The sequence below is a fragment of the Ruminococcus sp. OM04-4AA genome, assembly GCF_003462585.1.
In the GTDB taxonomy this organism is placed as follows: domain Bacteria; phylum Bacillota; class Clostridia; order Lachnospirales; family Lachnospiraceae; genus Mediterraneibacter; species Mediterraneibacter faecis.
On record NZ_QTZH01000002.1, the window covers coordinates 117,921 to 135,192 of the forward strand.

At 42.9% G+C, this 17,272-nt stretch carries 13 protein-coding genes and 1 pseudogene; 10 read left to right on the plus strand and 4 right to left on the minus strand.

Annotated features, from left to right (window positions below):
• Positions 1 to 161: 161 nt before the first annotated feature.
• Positions 162 to 722 carry a tetratricopeptide repeat protein gene (locus DXB52_RS01430; protein WP_118106312.1) on the plus strand — a complete coding sequence of 187 codons (561 nt, stop codon included), beginning with the start codon at positions 162 to 164 and terminating at the stop codon, positions 720 to 722.
• A 74-nt stretch (positions 723 to 796) separates the two neighbouring features.
• Positions 797 to 2,032 carry a GTPase HflX gene (gene hflX, locus DXB52_RS01435; protein ID WP_118106314.1) on the plus strand — a complete coding sequence of 412 codons (1,236 nt, stop codon included), beginning with the start codon at positions 797 to 799 and terminating at the stop codon, positions 2,030 to 2,032.
• Between the two features lie 112 nt (positions 2,033 to 2,144).
• Here the strand turns inward: hflX and pduB are convergent, their stop codons facing one another.
• A complete protein-coding gene (pduB, locus tag DXB52_RS01440; protein WP_117568513.1) occupies positions 2,145 to 2,873 on the minus strand; it encodes a microcompartment protein PduB in 729 nt (242 codons plus the stop codon).
• The gene (gene ymfI / locus DXB52_RS01445; RefSeq protein ID WP_118106317.1) at positions 2,870 to 3,601 is read right to left on the minus strand and encodes an elongation factor P 5-aminopentanone reductase; all 732 of its coding nucleotides are present in this window, start codon (positions 3,599 to 3,601) and stop codon (positions 2,870 to 2,872) included. The genes pduB and ymfI overlap by 4 nt, the downstream gene beginning before the upstream one ends.
• Positions 3,602 to 3,821: 220 nt before the next feature.
• Between ymfI and DXB52_RS01450 the strand changes: the two genes are divergently transcribed.
• The 7 genes and pseudogenes from DXB52_RS01450 to DXB52_RS01480 all read left to right on the plus strand — a co-directional run bounded on the left by DXB52_RS01450 (position 3,822) and on the right by DXB52_RS01480 (position 12,812).
• On the plus strand, positions 3,822 to 4,613 hold the full coding sequence (locus DXB52_RS01450; RefSeq protein ID WP_117540969.1) for a ParA family protein: 792 nt from the start codon (positions 3,822 to 3,824) through the stop codon (positions 4,611 to 4,613).
• A gap of 20 nt (positions 4,614 to 4,633) precedes the next feature.
• Positions 4,634 to 5,599, plus strand: a complete 966-nt coding sequence (locus DXB52_RS01455; protein WP_117540830.1) for an AraC family transcriptional regulator — start codon at positions 4,634 to 4,636, stop codon at positions 5,597 to 5,599.
• Positions 5,600 to 5,843: 244 nt separating this feature from the next.
• On the plus strand, positions 5,844 to 6,323 hold the full coding sequence (locus DXB52_RS01460) for a complex I 24 kDa subunit family protein (protein ID WP_117540828.1): 480 nt from the start codon (positions 5,844 to 5,846) through the stop codon (positions 6,321 to 6,323).
• Positions 6,320 to 8,187 (plus strand): annotated as a pseudogene (nuoF, locus tag DXB52_RS01465) (NADH-quinone oxidoreductase subunit NuoF). The gene DXB52_RS01460 and the pseudogene nuoF overlap by 4 nt, the downstream one beginning before the upstream one ends.
• 15 nt (positions 8,188 to 8,202) lie before the next feature.
• Positions 8,203 to 9,897 carry a [FeFe] hydrogenase, group A gene (locus DXB52_RS01470; RefSeq protein ID WP_055161057.1) on the plus strand — a complete coding sequence of 565 codons (1,695 nt, stop codon included), beginning with the start codon at positions 8,203 to 8,205 and terminating at the stop codon, positions 9,895 to 9,897.
• A gap of 227 nt (positions 9,898 to 10,124) precedes the next feature.
• Positions 10,125 to 11,528: a rhamnulokinase gene (gene rhaB / locus DXB52_RS01475; RefSeq protein ID WP_118106319.1), complete on the plus strand. Its 1,404-nt coding sequence runs from the start codon at positions 10,125 to 10,127 to the stop codon at positions 11,526 to 11,528.
• 30 nt (positions 11,529 to 11,558) lie between these two features.
• Entirely contained in the window at positions 11,559 to 12,812 is a 1,254-nt protein-coding gene (locus DXB52_RS01480; protein WP_118106321.1) for an L-rhamnose isomerase, read from the plus strand.
• 91 nt (positions 12,813 to 12,903) lie between these two features.
• Here the strand turns inward: DXB52_RS01480 and DXB52_RS01485 are convergent, their stop codons facing one another.
• Positions 12,904 to 13,707, minus strand: coding sequence for a Cof-type HAD-IIB family hydrolase (locus DXB52_RS01485; RefSeq protein WP_118106323.1), 804 nt, complete (start codon positions 13,705 to 13,707; stop codon positions 12,904 to 12,906).
• Between the two features lie 27 nt (positions 13,708 to 13,734).
• Positions 13,735 to 14,454 (minus strand): phosphatase, encoded by a 720-nt coding sequence (locus tag DXB52_RS01490; RefSeq protein ID WP_118106325.1) that lies wholly within the window; start codon positions 14,452 to 14,454, stop codon positions 13,735 to 13,737.
• Between the two features lie 281 nt (positions 14,455 to 14,735).
• Between DXB52_RS01490 and DXB52_RS01495 the strand changes: the two genes are divergently transcribed.
• Complete coding sequence (locus tag DXB52_RS01495) at positions 14,736 to 17,267, plus strand: glycyl radical protein (RefSeq protein WP_118106327.1); 2,532 nt, start codon at positions 14,736 to 14,738, stop codon at positions 17,265 to 17,267.
• Positions 17,268 to 17,272: the final 5 nt, after the last annotated feature.

The following is a 17,272-nucleotide window of genomic DNA, read 5'->3' on the forward strand; positions in this document are numbered from 1 at the left end:
TTTTGTTGTTAAAAGTGATTGTATTGCTGTTCACAAGATGTGCGACCAGCAACGCACCTCGTCATTTTAAATCGCTTTGGCGATGGGGCTTGATGATTTTCTGTAGGTTCGGTATACTATAGCAATAGAAGAATGGAAAATATGAAAGATGAGGAAAATAGATGATGATAAGAAAAAAACTGGCAGTCTTGATGTTGATTGGTGTGACTTGTTTAGCATCCGGCTGTGGAAATGTAGTCAAGGACGGAACAGAGGCGCTTGGCGAAGGAAGATATGATGCGGCAGAGGCGGCATTTGAAGAGGCAACTAAGAATGGGAATAAAGAAGTTGCGGCAGATGGATATCAGGGACTTGGAATGACATATTATGAACAGAAAGAATATGATAAAGCATTGGAAGCATTTCAGACCGCATTGGATCAGGGAGCAGAGCAGACGCAGGAACTTTATAATCTGACCGCAGTTTGCGCAATGAAGACGGAGGATTATCCGAAGGCTCTCGAATGTTTCCAGGCTGGAATCGCACTTGCAGAAAGCAAGACAGGAGATGACGAAACGAAAGCAGATACAGCACTTCTTCAAGAAATGGAATATAATGTGATTGTCTGCTACGAACAACAGGCAGACTGGGAAAATGCAAAGAGTGCGATGAAACAGTATCAGGCAGATTTCCCGGAAGATGATTCTGTAAGTAAGGAAGCAGAGTTCCTTCAGACAAGATAAAAAGGTTACTGCGGTCAGTAGCAGGGCAGGTTGCATATTAGCAGATCATGATAAGTAGATAAGGAAAAGAAAATATGATATCAATGGATGAAATAAAAGAGAGGGTAATCCTCGTAGCGGTAGATACAGATGGATCTGATCAGGCAGAACGATCCTTGGATGAGCTTGGAGAGCTTGCTAAGACAGCAGGTGCAGAAGTTGTCGGCCGTATGATCCAGCCAAGAGAAAGTATCCATCCGGGAACTTACATCGGCAAAGGAAAGATTCTTGAATTAAAGGAATTATTGTGGGAGACGCACGGAACAGGAATTATCTGTGATGACGAGTTGACAAGTGTGCAGATGGGGAATCTGGAAGCAGAACTGGATTGTAAAATTATGGATAGAACACTTCTGATCCTTGATATATTTGCAGCCAGGGCAGTGTCAGGAGAAGGTAAGATTCAGGTAGAATTAGCACAGTTAAAGTACCGTGCTTCAAGACTGGCAGGACTTGGGAAATCTCTTTCCAGACTCGGCGGAGGAATCGGGACAAGAGGACCGGGAGAGAAAAAACTGGAGATGGATCGCCGTCTGATCAGAGAACGTATCAGCAGACTGAAGAAAGAATTGAAAGATGTAGGGCGCCATAGAGAATTGATTCGTGGACAGAGAAAGCAGTCAGGACTGAAAGTAGCAGCGTTAGTAGGTTATACTTCAGCAGGGAAGAGCAGTATTGAGAATGCACTGACACAGGCAGGAGTATTGGAGGATGCGATGCTTTTCTCAACATTGGATACAACAACGAGAGCACTGACCTTGGATAACACACAGGAGATTCTTCTGACGGATACGGTTGGATTTATCAACAAGCTGCCGCATCATTTGGTAGAGGCATTTAAGAGCACACTGGAAGAAGCAAAGTATGCGGATATTATCGTGCACGTAGTTGATGCTTCGAATCCACAGATGGATGCACAGATGCATGTAGTTTATGAGACACTCAGACAGCTTGAAGCCGAAGGAAAACCGGTCATTACACTGTTTAACAAGCAGGATAAGGTTGAGAATCCGGTTAATCACAAAGATCTTCAGGCAGATTATTCCATTGCGACATCTGCGAAGACCGGGCAGGGGCTGGAAGAGTTCAAACACGCATTGTTGGAGATTATCCGTAAAGAGCAGATTTATATTGAACGCTTATATGATTTCAGTGAAGCGGGCAAGATTCAGCTGATCCGCAGTAAGGGACAGCTGTTATCTGAAGAATATGTACCGGAAGGAATTGAAGTTAAGGCATATGTACCACAGGATATATATGGGCGATTATAATGATTCCGGGTATTCCATGTCATAGAATAGAAAAATAAAAAGACAAAAACCGTAAGAGGAAGCAGTTCATAGTGATATGCTTCACCTTACGGTTTTTTTGCACTGTTAAAGTTTACTGCAGATACGGTGTTGCCGGGCTCTCAGGGTAACTTCCCATGGAGACAAGCAGCTGAAGACCTACATCTCTTGCAGTGAGAACTGCATTCTTAACGGCATCCGCATCCCCGGTTACTGCGACAATCACTTCGTTCGAATGGCTTGTTCCCTGGTCAGGAGTCATGTACTTGATGACTTCAACCGGGGAAGATTTCACAGCGAGGTCAGCCATGACTAGTCCAATGGCAGCAGGGGATCCGCAGAAGAATCCAAATGGTTTTCCAATCGGAGCGTTGAATGCCATATGAAGTGCTTTGTCTGCACAGGCAGAGAAAGTGAATTCCAAATGTCCGGCCTGGCTGATGTAGAGCTCACCGGCATATTTGCCGATATATTCAAGTGTAATATCAACAGCACGGCGCACATCAGAGACGTTGTCTCCGCCGATCACGATAAAACAACCGTGTCCGCCCCAGCCTTTTGTATCACGAGGAAGTTCGATGGAAACAATCTCCGTGTTCGTGGACTTGACAGCCTCGTCAGCTGCATTGATCTGTCCGGCTGCACCTGTTCTTGAACTGATCAGGCCAAGACTTTTATATGGCCTTTTTAGATTCATCTTCTCGAGAAGTGAAGGGTCGATTCCCGGGATAACAAGTCCGATTGTATCCAAAACAGTTGTTCCGACAAATTCTGTAAGGGAACAATCCTGTGAAATCTGTTCAATGTGATGTACGTCTATCATATGAAACCTCCATCTATTCCAATAATTTGTCCGGTCATGTAAGCCGGTGTATCTGTGAGCTTTAATGCAAGCTCGGCAACTTCCTCCGGATCGGCAAAACGTCCGGAAGGAATCTCATCCATAAGGTCTTGGCGTTCCTCTTCGTTCAAACGACCATTCATTTCTGTGTCAATCACACCGCAGGCGATTGCATTCACCTGAATATTACTCGGTGCAAGTTCCTTGGCAAGTGCTCGTGTCAATCCGTGTATTCCGGATTTTGTTGCGGAATAAGCAACTTCACAGGAAGCACCGACAGTTCCCCACATAGAAGAAATATTCAGAATCTTTCCACATTTTTTAGATACCATGTATGGAATGGCTGCGCGGCTGCAGTAGAAGACGGAAGAAAGATTCGTGGCAAGAATCTTATCCCAGTCATTGTCAGTCATGTCGGTCAGAAGTCCGAACCAGGCGATACCGGCATTGTTGATCAGAATATCAACGCCACCACACTCTTTTTCAATAATCTGAAAAATCTTCCGGACTTCGTCGGGGTTACTGACATCTCCGGGAACTGCTGTACAGGAACCACCGTCAGAGAGAATCTCATGTGCGAGTTCTTCTAAGTGTTCCACCTGGTGGACACAGTTGAGAAATACGTGATAACCGGCCTTGGCGTATGCTTTCGCACAGGCGCGCCCGATGCCGCGGGAAGAACCGGTGATCAGTATGGATTTTTTATTCATAAAAGAAAACCTCAGTCTTTCTGAGCCCTTAAATAAGCGGCTGATTTGGAGAGTGATCATGATAAAATTCTAATGATTACTCAGATACAATAACTATAACATAAAATGGATTGGATTTCATTGTCTTTCGTAAATGGATATGCTAAAATTTTAGAAAAGGGCGTTACTGGATACAGTAATTAGGATAGATTTGATGATTTCGGAAGAAGGAGAGAACACAATGGCAAAGACAAAGGTAATCTGTTTTACGAATAATAAGGGAGGAAGCGGAAAGACCACAACTTGTTCAAATGTTGGATTTGGCTTGAGAGAGCTTGGGAAAAAGGTTCTGATGATCGACGGAGATATGCAGCTGAATCTCTCCCTTTCTTTGTTTGACGAAGATACAGTGCTTGCATATGCACAGAGTGACAAAAATTTGTATGAAGCAATTAAGCGACAGGATGATCTGACAGATTATATCGTGAATACAAAATACGAAGGACTTGATCTGATTCCGTCTTCTACATTGATGAGTTCGATTGAATATGAACTTTTTACAAAATGGCAGAGAGAGTATATTTTGAAAAAAGGATTAAAGAAGATCCGCGAGTCAGAGGTTTATGATTATATTCTGATCGATGCACCGCCGACACTTGGTGGATGGGTGATGAATATCCTGTGTGCGTCCGATTATGTGATCCTTCCGGTAGAGGCATCTCCATGGGGACTGTTTGGTCTTGGAAATATGTTCGAATTCCTGGACAGTGTAGAAGAAATTGCACCGGATCTCAAGCTTGGCGGAATTGTGATCACAAAGGTTGATACAAGAAAGAATTATTTCAAACAGACATTAGAGACTTTGAAAGAGCTGGATGATGTGAAAGTATTTGATACTTACATTCGCGTGGACAGTGGAATTGAGTGGTCGCAGGATAATAATGCACCGGTGATCGCATATAAGAAGAGCAGTAGAAGTGCGAAAGAGTACATGGAATTAACGAGAGAGATTGCAGCTACATTAAAAGGATAAACCAGAAAGGCAGGCAATAGATGCATCAGGAACTGATCCGGGAACTGGCGATGATCACAGATGAGGAACGCCGGATCCTTGAAGGAAAACAGGAGATCGATCCACAGCTTTATACAGAAAAGAAGGAAATGGTTGTGGATAGTGCGAAACTTCTGAAGAAGGGGAAGTTGATCCAGGTCAGACCGCATACTCGCTTTGTACATTTCCCGGCGCATACACACAATTATATAGAAGTAATTTATATGTGCCAGGGAACAACGACACATATCGTGAACGGCAATCAGGTTGTGCTCGAACAGGGTGACCTTCTGTTTCTGAATCAGAATGCAGTACAGGAGATCCTTCCGGCAGGAGAGTATGATATTGCGGTGAATTTTATTGTCCTGCCGGAGTTTTTTAACACAGCGTTCTCGATGATCGGAGCAGAAGAAAACCAGCTAAAAGATTTTCTTGTCGGTGCATTGTGTGGAAGAGATGAAGAGACGTCTTATCTGTATTTTCATGTGGCTGATATTCTCCCGGTGCAGAATCTGATCGAGAATATGGTCTGGACGATCTTCTATGACATTTCCAATAAGCGAAGCAGCAATCAGATCACGATGGGACTTTTGTTTCTTCAGTTGTTGAATTATATGGATAAGATGGAAGCCGGCGGACGCAAATTTGACACAGAGATTATGGCGAATGTGTATCGCTATATAGAGGATCATTTTAAAGAAGGCACGCTGTCAGAACTGGCGGTAGAGATGAAAGTGGATGTCTATTGGCTGAGTCGTGAGATTAAGAAGAAATCAGGGAAAACATATAAAGAACTTCTTCAGGAAAAGAGGATGCAGCAGGCAGTGTATCTTCTGATAAACAGCAGGATTGCGGTGTCGGATATTATAGAAGCAGTTGGATACGACAATACAAGCTATTTTTATAGAAAATTTAAAGAACGCTACGGAATCAGTCCGAAAGAATACCGGATTGAAAACATGAAATAAGGATAAAGTATAGAGAGGATGCTATTTTTCACAGATGGCATCTTCTTTTTTGCGCGAATAGTAAACCAAAGACTATACTGATATAAGAATTGGCAATTTGCATTAATAGAAACGAGATAAAACGGGTAAAAATAAAAAAACAACGAAATAAAAGATGCGAAAACAATATTAAATAGCACTATGCATAAAAGAGGATAGGATGTATAATGAATTATATGTGAAAAATACAAAAAGGAGGAACGCAATGTTAGATATATCCTATTATGAAAAAACAGATGAGATTATTGCACAGTATACATGTGACGAAAAGTCTTTGATCCCGATTATACAGGGGATTCAGGAAGAATATCGCTATCTTCCACCGGAGCTTTTAACTTATGTTGCGGAGAAACTGGGAATCTCCGAGGCGAAAGCTTACAGTGTGGCAAGTTTTTATGAAAATTTTTCTTTTGAGGCAAAAGGAAAATATGTGATAAAAGTATGTGATGGAACAGCCTGTCATGTGCGCAAATCCATTCCGATTCTGGAAGGACTTTACAAGGAACTGGGGCTTGGAAAAAAGAAACACACAACAGATGACCAGTTGTTTACAGTAGAGACGGTTTCATGCTTAGGTGCATGCGGACTGGCACCGGCCGTAATGGTCAATGATGAAGTACATCCGAAAATGACACCTGAGAAAATGAGCGAGCTGATCAAGAAGCTGCGGGAGGAAGAGGAATGAGGATAGAAAACAGAATGCAGCTCCAGTTATGGAGAGAAGAGTGTAAGGAAAAGCGGCAGAAAGAAAACTGTTGTATTCTGGTCTGTGGAGGAACAGGATGTCTGGCAGGTGGTTCAGATAAAATCTATGCCCGTTTGAAAGAACTAACTTCCAATATGGATCATGTAACAGTCAAAATCGGTGAAGAAATTGCTCATGTGGGACTTAAGATGAGCGGATGCCATGGATTCTGTGAGATGGGTCCGCTGGTTCGTATTGAACCTTATAACTATTTGTATCTGAAAGTAAAACTGGAAGACTGCGAAGAAATTTTTGAAAAGACGATTCTTCATGGAGAACCGGTTACAAGATTGATGTATGAAGATAATGGTCATGTATATCAGACACAGGAAGAAATTCCATTCTATGCCAAGCAGACCCGTCTGGTGTTGAGAAACTGCGGTCATATTGATGCAGAGCATATTGAAGATGCAATGGCGGTAGGAGCATATGAGTCTTTCGAAAAAGCTGTGTTTGAAATGACTCCGGAAGCAGTGATTAAGACGGTTACAGATGCAGGCCTCGTGGAAGAGGCGGAGCAGGATTTCCGGCGGGAAGAAAATGGTCACAGGTAGCGAGTCAGCCGGAAAAGATCCGTTATGTAGTCTGCAATGGTGATGAAGGAGATCCGGGTGCATTTATGGATCGAAGCGTTATGGAAGGTGATCCTCACCGAATGATCGAAGGTATGATGCTGGCAGCTTATGCAGTACAGGCTCAGGAAGGATATATTTACGTTCGTGCAGAGTATCCGCTGGCAGTACGAAGACTGCAGATTGCTATCGCTCAGGCGGAAGAGAAAGGACTTTTGGGGGATAATATCCTTGGAACAGGATTCAGCTTCAAATTACATATCAATCGCGGAGCAGGTGCTTTTGTATGCGGGGAAGGTTCCGCGCTTACAGCTTCGATCGAAGGCAAGCGAGGCATGCCGAGAGTAAAACCACCGAGAACAGTAGAACAGGGATTATGGGAGAAGCCAACCGTATTGAATAACGTAGAGACTTATGCAAATATCCCGATGATCATTAAAAACGGAGCAGACTGGTACAGCCGTATCGGTACACCGCAAAGCCCAGGAACGAAAGCGTTTGCCCTTACCGGAAATGTAAAAAATACCGGATTGATCGAAGTGCCTATGGGAATAAGTTTACGTGAAATCATCTTTGATATCGGAGGCGGCATCAAAGACGATAAAGGATTCAAGGCAGTTCAGATTGGTGGTCCATCCGGTGGATGTCTGGTAGAATCCCAGCTTGACAGTAAGATGGATTTTGACTCACTGTCAAAGATCGGTGCTATGATTGGTTCCGGTGGACTTGTTGTTATGGATGAAGACACCTGTATGGTAGAGGTTGCAAGATTCTTTATGAACTTCACACAGAGAGAAAGCTGTGGAAAATGCGTTCCGTGCAGAGAAGGAACTAAGCGTATGCTGGAGATTCTGGAACGTATAGTTGCCGGAAACGGAGAAATGAGCGACCTTGATGAACTGGAAGAACTGGCAGACATGATTGAAAATACTGCCTTATGTGGTCTTGGGAAGAGTGCACCAAAGCCGGTTGTAAGTACGATCCATGCATTCCGAAAAGAATATGAAGAGCACATAGTAGATAAGAAATGTCGTGCGGGAGTCTGTTCTAATCTTCGTGTGTTTAAGATTGATCCGGAGAAATGTAAAGGATGTTCAAAATGTGCGAAGAACTGTCCGGTAAATGCGATCACAGGAAAAATAAAATCACCATTTACAATTGATCATTCAAAGTGCATCAAGTGTGGAAGTTGTATCGATAACTGCCCATTTGGAGCTGTTTATACAGAGTAGGGAGGATAGAGATTTATGGGAATTATGACAATTGACGGACAGGCCATTGAGTTCACGGATGAACCTAATGTATTGTCTGTAATAAGAAAAGCCGGGATTGATATCCCTACCTTGTGTTATCATTCGGAATTATCTATCTATGGTGCCTGCCGATTATGCACGGTAGAAGATGACAGAGGGAAAACGTTTGCTTCATGTTCAGAAAAGCCGAGAGACGGAATGATTATTTATACAAATACACCAAGGTTGATGCGCTACCGGAAACTGATACTGGAACTACTTCTGGCTGCTCACTGCAGAGATTGTACGACGTGTATCAAGAGCGGCGAGTGTCATCTGCAGGAACTGGCGCACCGTATGGGAGTTCATGAGATCCGCTTTGAAAATGTAAGAGAGATACAGCCAATTGATACAAGTTCACACGCAATTATCAGAGATCCGAATAAATGTATCCTGTGTGGTGACTGTGTCAGAATGTGTGATAATGTACAGAATATCAATGCAATCGACTTCGCGTATCGTGGAACTGATGCACAGGTAATACCGGCATTTAATAAGAAGATTGCAGAAACAGACTGCGTAGGTTGTGGACAGTGTCGTGTTGTCTGTCCGACCGGTGCAATCAGTATTCATACCAATATTGATGAAGTGTGGGAAGCTTTGGCAGACAAGAATACAAAAGTGATCGCTCAGATCGCTCCGGCTGTACGTGTTGCAATCGGTGATAACTTTGGTTATGCCAAAGGTGAAAATGTGATGGGAAAACTCGTTGGAGTACTGCATCGTCTGGGATTTGATGAAGTATATGACACATCCTATGGCGCAGACCTGACAGTTGTGGAGGAATCCAAAGAGTTTATTGAGAGATTTACTTCCGGTGAGAAGATGCCACTCTTTACATCGTGCTGTCCGGCATGGGTAAAATATTGTGAGAATAAATATCCGGAATTCGTGCCGAATCTTTCAACATGCAGATCACCGCAGCAGATGTTTGGAGCTGTTGTAAGAGAGTATTATAAAGATCCTGAGAAAAATGAAGGAAAGAAGATCGTATCTGTATCAATTATGCCTTGTACGGCGAAGAAGGAAGAAATCTTACGTCCGGAATCTTACACAAATGGCAAGCAGGATGTTGATTACGTGCTTACAACAACAGAAATCGTAAGAATGATCCGCAAATCAGGAATTGTATTTGACAAAGTTGAGATCGAAGCAGCTGATGTACCGTTTGGTATCGGCTCCGGAAGTGGTGTGATCTTCGGTGTTACCGGTGGTGTTACAGAGGCAGTGCTCCGTAGGCTGCAGCAGGGACACAACAGAGTGGATATGGAGTCTATTAAAAAGAGTGGTGTGCGTGGGGACGACGGTATTAAAGTGCTGACTTATAATTATAATGGAAGAGAGATTAAGGCAGCAGTTGTAAATGGCCTTGCAAATGCAGATAAAGTATTGCAGCAGATTAAAAATCACGAAGCAGAGTATGATTTTGTGGAAGTGATGGCCTGCCGCAGAGGATGTATCATGGGTGGAGGTCAGCCGGTGAATGCAGGACCGAGAACCAGAAAAGCAAGAATGAAGGGCTTATATGATACAGATGTAAACACTCAGATCAAGAAATCAAATGAGAACCCAATGATTCTTTCCTTGTACGATACTTTGTTGAAGGGAAAAGAGCATGAGCTTCTTCATAGAAATTTCTCCGGTAAATAAAGTATCTGGTTGTGGAGAATTACATTTGAAATGAAGATATACATTTTCAACAAAAATAGTAATTGAAAATTGTACAAGGTGCAAAAGAGAACCCTAAAAACAAAATATAATGCAAATAAGGACGCTGTTTTTCGTAAATAGCGTCCTTTTTTTACATAAAAAGCGTGGGTATAATAAAGTCATAAGAAATGAACAGTAATAGAAAAATAAGAAGGAGGCACCAAACAATGGGCAATTATTATCTGGCAGTTGATATCGGAGCATCCAGTGGACGTCATATGCTGGCATCCATGGAAGATGGAAAGATGAAACTGGAAGAGGTTTACCGTTTTCCAAATGGAATGGATAACAAAAACGGTACTTTATGCTGGGATGTAGATCGTCTTTTTACAGAAATCAAGAACGGATTGAAGAAATGTAAAGAACTTGGTAAGATTCCGGCAACAATGGGAATTGATACTTGGGGAGTTGACTATGTGCTTCTTGATGAGAAGAATCAGATCCTCGGAGATACAGTAGGTTATCGTGACAGTCGTACGAATGGAATGGATGAGAAAGTGTATGAAAAGATTTCCCTTTCCGCATTGTATGAGAGAACAGGTATCCAGAAGCAGATATTCAATACAATCTATCAGCTGATGGCTGTAAAAGAGACTCATCCGGAGTACCTTGAACAGGCAAAAGCAATCCTGATGATTCCGGATTACTTCCATTTCCTGCTGACAGGTGTGAAGAAAAATGAATATACAAATGCGACAACAGGACAGCTTGTGAATCCGACGACAAATGACTGGGATTATGAACTGATCGATATGCTCGGATACAACAAAGAGATGTTCCAGCCGGTATCTATGCCGGGAACAGTAGTAGGCGAATTTACACAGGACATTCAGAACGAGGTTGGATTCAACTGCAAGGTTGTTCTTCCAGCCACTCATGATACAGGCTCAGCGGTACTTGCGGTACCAACCAACGATGACAATGCCATTTATATCAGCTCCGGCACATGGTCTTTGATGGGAATTGAGAGAAAAGAAGCAGACTGCTCACTGAGAAGTATGCAGGCAAACTTCACAAACGAAGGTGGATACGATCACCGTTTCCGTTACCTGAAAAATATCATGGGACTCTGGATGATCCAGTCTGTAAAGAAAGAATTCACAGAGGATCTTTCTTTTGCAGAGATTTGTGAGAGAGCTTCCAAAGAGACGATCACATCTTTAGTAGACTGTAATGATGACTGCTTCCTTGCTCCGAAGAGCATGATTGAAGCTGTGAAGAAGTTCTGCCGTGATTCCAAGCAGCAGGTGCCTGAAACAGTGGGCGAGATTGCAGCAGTTATCTACAACAGTCTTGCAAAATGTTATGGCGATACGATCGAAGAGATTGAAGCATTAACAGGAAAAAAATACACTACAATCTATGTTGTCGGTGGCGGTGCCAATGCAGGATATCTTAACGAACTGACAGCAAAATATACAGGAAAAAAAGTTTCCGCAGGGCCTTCTGAAGCAACAGCAATCGGAAATATTGTTGTCCAGATGCTACATGATGGAGTGTTTAAAGACCTGCCGGAAGCAAGAACATGTGTTGGAAAATCGTTTGATGTAAAAATATACGAAAATGTGTAATTCAAATTCACAAAAATGGAGGAAGAAAAGATGACAAGATATGAATCAGCCAAAGAAATCTATGCAAAATTAGGAGTGGACACAGACGCAGCAATCGCGAAATGTAAAGAAATTCCGGTTTCTCTTCACTGCTGGCAGGGAGATGATGTAACAGGATTTGACCACGACGGCCCTCTGACAGGAGGAATCCAGACAACAGGAAACTATCCGGGAAAAGCAAGAACTCCGGAAGAACTGTTAGCTGATATGGATAAGGCAATGAGCCTGATGCCGGGTAAAAAGAAAATCAATGTTCATGCATGCTACGCAATCTTTGAAGATGGTGAATTCGTAGATCGTGATAAATTAGAGCCAAAACATTTCCAGAAATGGGTTGATTTTGCAAAAGAAAGAGGAATGGGACTTGATTTTAATCCAACATTCTTCTCACATCCAATGGTAAAAGACGGACTTACACTTTCAAGCTCGGATGAGGAAGTAAGAAACTTCTGGATCGAGCATGGAAAAGCCTGCATCCGCATTTCACAGTATTTTGCGGAGCAGACAGGAGTTCCTTGTGTGATGAATATCTGGACAGGTGACGGATTCAAAGATATTCCGGCTGACCGTATGGGACCTCGTGTACGCTACAAAGAGTCTATCGATGCAATCCTTTCCGAGCCATTTGACACAAACCTTGTAAAACCTTGTGTAGAGTCTAAAGTATTCGGTATCGGTGTTGAGGCTTATACAGTAGGGTCAGCTGAATTCTCACTGAGCTACGCTGCAATGAACAAAGACAAATGTCTGCCACTGATGGACAACGGACATTATCATCCAACAGAAGTAGTATCCGATAAGATTCCGGCACTGCTTACATTCTTCCCGGAGATTGCTCTGCATGTTACACGTCCGATCCGTTGGGATTCAGACCATGTAGTTCTCTTTGATGATGAGACAAAAGAGATCGCAAAAGAGATCGTTCGCTGCGAGAACGGAATTGACCGTACATATATTGCACTGGATTACTTTGATGCTTCCATCAACCGTATCTCCGCATGGGTAACAGGATTCCGCAGCTTCCAGAAAGCACTGCTTGATGCACTTTGTCAGCCAAGCGAGATGCTCAAAGAGCTTCAGGATACAAACCAGATGAGCAAGAAGATGGTTGTTATGGAACAGTGTAAGACACTTCCAATCGGTGATGTATGGGAAGAGTACTGCCGTCAGTGTGGTGTAGAAGCTGAAGGATGGTTTGACGAGATTCAGAAATATGAGGATGAAGTGCTGTCTAAGAGAGCATAATAAAGAGTGAAAAAATGGGGGATATCAGGAAATTGATATGCCCCATTTTTGTTCGAAAATGCGAAGTTGGTCAAGGAATTGAGTATCCTTTTTAAATCAAATTCAGATATTCCAGCGCCTGGCGGATTCCGCCGTCTTCCAAGGCGCCGGTCACATAATCAGCCTGTGATTTCAAGTCTTTAGATCCATTTCCCATAGCAACCTTAAATCCGGCAGCTTGGAACATTGGCAAGTCATTATTGCTATCGCCGAAAGCAATAACATCCCTCTTTTCGTATCCAAGTACATTACTCATAACACTGATCGCAAGTCCTTTGGAACAGCCTTTCATGACAAATTCAATCGTTCTTCCAACAAAAGATCCACTGTGAATAATATAATCATACCATAGGGATAATTCCTGGCATAATTTCTCTGGATTACATCCGGGTGTGCGCTTGGCACTTATTTTGTTAAAGTGAAGATTATGTTCATTTCCACGAATAGGAAGCAGTTTGTCACCGAGTTCCTGAGTGATCAGATCAGCAAACCAGTCTATATCACTTGTATATTCATCCAGATTATAGTACATATAATCATTGCCTTCCAGTACGGGGATAAAACCGTTTGCCTTAATGATCTCTACGGTATTCCATGCCAGGTCGGTTGGCATCTCACGCTCAAATACCCGCGTCCCATTATATTCGATATATGCTCCAAGATTAGCGATAAGTCCGTCAAATCCAATCTCCTTCATAAGATATTCAGGAACAAAAGCGTTTGAACGACCGGTACAGATGAAAGTCTTATGTCCGTTTTTTCTCAACTGTTGAAGTGCAAGTTTTGTATCTTCTGGTGTTCCTTTTACAATATCTAAAATTGTTCCATCTGCATCAAAGAAAAGACATTTTCCCATTGTAAGTATTCCTTCTATATTATAGTATTATCTCTCGCCTAAAAATCCCATGAATTTACGCACAGAGTAATTCAGGATAAGATCCTCCGGAATGTCAGCTTTTTGAGCCAAAGCTTTGGCATACTGGAAATCTCCAACATGTTCTGTGCCGTGGCTGTCACTGGAGAACAGAACCGGATAATTAAAGTGCTTGGACAGATTCAATATTAAGAGATCAGCGTAGGTCGTATCCCCACGATATCCATTCGGACTTAAAGAACTGTTATTGATCTCAAGCAGAACATGGTTCTCCATTGCAGCACGGAAAAGCGCAAAATAATCTACCGGGAATTTCTCGTCATCGCAATGACCGATGATATTAACATTAGGATTCTCCATAGCCTTGATATAAGCACAGGTGTTCTCATCTGCTGTCCCGGACTTGAAAATTGGACGATGCATACTTGCTATCACATAATCCAGAGACTCTAAAATCTCATCATCAAGATCCAGTTTTCCTTCCTGATTCAGAATATTTACCTCTGCACCGTAAAGCATTCTAACACCGAGACGCTTTGGCTGTGCAAATGCAAGGCTGCGGAAATAAGAAATGCGTCCGCCACCAAGCGTTTTCGGACCATGATCGGAAATTCCAAGCATCTTAAGTCCGGCTGCATTCGCAGCTTTTGCCATATCAGTCATGGTTGCACAGGTTCCGTGCCCGCTGGCGATGGAATGTGTGTGGATATCAAATTCATAAGAAGCCATATAATCCAACCCTTCTTTCTAATCGTTCGCGCGAGAGACACAGTGTCGATTAACGTGTCATGTCGCATATATACCCTAATTATGCGGTATTTTGAGTAAAATGTCAATTAATTCGAGGTAAAATACAGAGAAAAAACAAATAAAACACAACACAAACCATGTTGGGATTTGTTGTAACTTTAGAGAAATATAATGTGGGATGTATTGTGTTTTGATTGACTTTAAGGGATAAATAAAGTATAATAAATGTTAATATTGGAAGAAAGGAGTTTAAGAGCAAAATGGGACTTTATACTTATGACAGTACTCCCATCCCGAAGTCGGACAGAATTCCAAAACTGGTAGAAAACCTGTATGCGAAGATGCCTGAGATTGAGTCGGCGAGAGCAGTACTGATTACGGAGTCGTACAAACAGACTGAGAATGAACCAATGATCATCCGTAGAGCAAAAGCGTTCCAGCACATTTTGGAGAATATTCCGATCACAATCCGTGACCTGGAACTTGTTGTTGGAAGCAGCACACTTGCCCCAAGAGGATGCCAGACATTTCCGGAGTTCTCTTACGAGTGGTTGGAGGCAGAGTTTGATACAGTTGAAACAAGAAGTGCTGACCCGTTCTATATCTCTGAGCAGACGAAGAAGGAACTGAAAGAGGCGAATGCTTACTGGAAGGGCCGTACAACAAGTGACCTGGCTACAGCATATATGGAGCCGGAGACATTACTTGACATTGAACACAATATCTTTACACCTGGAAACTATTTTTACAATGGTGTAGGACATGTGACAGTTAAGTACGGTGAAGTTCTCGAGATCGGATTTTCCGGAATCCGCAAGAAAGCAGAAGATGAGCTTGCTTCTATGAAGGTTAGTGATGGTAACTACCAGACAAAATCACGTTTCCTTGAGGCAGTGATGATCAGCTGTGATGCTGCAATTACATATGCCCGTCGTTATGCAAAGCTTGCACTTGAGATGGCGGAGAAATGTTCTGATCCGGTAAGAAAGAAAGAACTTCTTATCATTGCACAGAATTGTGCGAATGTACCGGAGAAGGGTGCGACAGGATTCTATGAAGCATGTCAGTCCTTCTGGTTTGTACAGCAGCTGTTACAGATTGAGTCCAGTGGACATTCAATATCCCCTGGAAGATTTGATCAGTATATGTATCCTTATTATAAGAAGGATCTCGACAGCGGCAAGATCACAAGAGAGTTTGCACAGGAACTGCTGGATTGTATCTGGGTTAAATTAAATGACCTGAACAAGTGTCGTGATGCGGCTTCAGCAGAAGGATTCGCAGGTTACAGTCTGTTCCAGAACCTGATTGCAGGAGGACAGAATGAAGATGGTATAGATGTTACGAATGATCTTTCATTTATGTGTATTACATCATCTATGCATGTATTCCTTCCAATGCCTTCTCTTTCAGTAAGAGTTTGGAATGGATCACCACATGAATTCTTGATTTATGCAGCAGAACTTACAAGAACAGGAATCGGACTCCCGGCTTATTATAATGATGAGGTTATTATCCCGTCACTTGAGAGCCGTGGACTGACTTTACAGGATGCGAGAGACTACAACATCATCGGATGTGTAGAACCACAGAAGGCTGGTAAGACAAATGGATGGCATGATGCAGCATTCTTCAATATGTGTCGTCCGCTGGAACTGGTATTTTCAAATGGTGTGGACAAGGGTGTACAGATTGGTCCAAAGACAGGTAATGTTGAGGATATGAAGACATTTGATGAATTCTATGATGCTTATAAAGCACAGATGGATTACGCGATCGCACTGCTTGTTAATGCTGACAATGCCATTGATATGGCACATGCGGAGAGAGCACCGTTGCCGTTTCTTGCATGTATGGTTGATGACTGTATCAAGAGAGGAAAAACACTGGAACAGGGAGGCGCTGTATATAACTTTACAGGTCCGCAGGGATTCGGTGTTGCCAATATGGCAGATGCACTTTACGCAGTAAAGAAACTCGTTTATGACGAGAATAAGATCACGATGCATGATCTGAAGATGGCTCTTAGCACAAACTATGGAAAGAGCCTGAGCAACGAGGATGTTGCAGAGATGGTATCAGAGGTTGCTTCTGCAATGAAATCTGCCGGACAGCCGGTAGGTGAGAAAGAAGTTGCAGCAATCCTGAAAACTGTTGTTGCAGCAACAGAATCAGAACAGGTGAAGGCAAACGGCGAGAGAATCCTCAAGCTGATCGATGCAGTGCCGAAGTTCGGAAATGATATTCCGGAAGTTGACGCATTTGCAAGAGATGTTGCCTATACTTATACAAAACCACTGGAGAAATATAAAAACCCGCGTGGAGGTATGTTCCAGGCAGGATTGTATCCGGTATCAGCAAATGTACCGCTTGGCGGACAGACAGGAGCTACACCGGATGGACGTCTGGCACACATGCCTGTAGCCGATGGAGTATCTCCATCAGCAGGTAAGGATGTAAGCGGACCGACAGCAGCTGCAAACTCCGTTTCCAGATTAGACCACTATATTGCTTCAAACGGAACACTGTTCAATCAGAAGTTCCATCCGTCAGCACTGAGTGGAAGAGAAGGACTTGAGAAGTTTGTAGGACTGATCCAGTCATACTTCGATCAGAAGGGAAGCCACATGCAGTTTAACGTTGTCAGCCGTGAGACACTTCTGGATGCACAGAAGCATCCGGAGCAGTACAAACATCTGGTTGTACGTGTAGCTGGATACAGCGCACTGTTTACGACATTGTCCAAGTCACTGCAGGATGATATCATCCGCAGAACGGAGCAGGGATTTTAAGAATA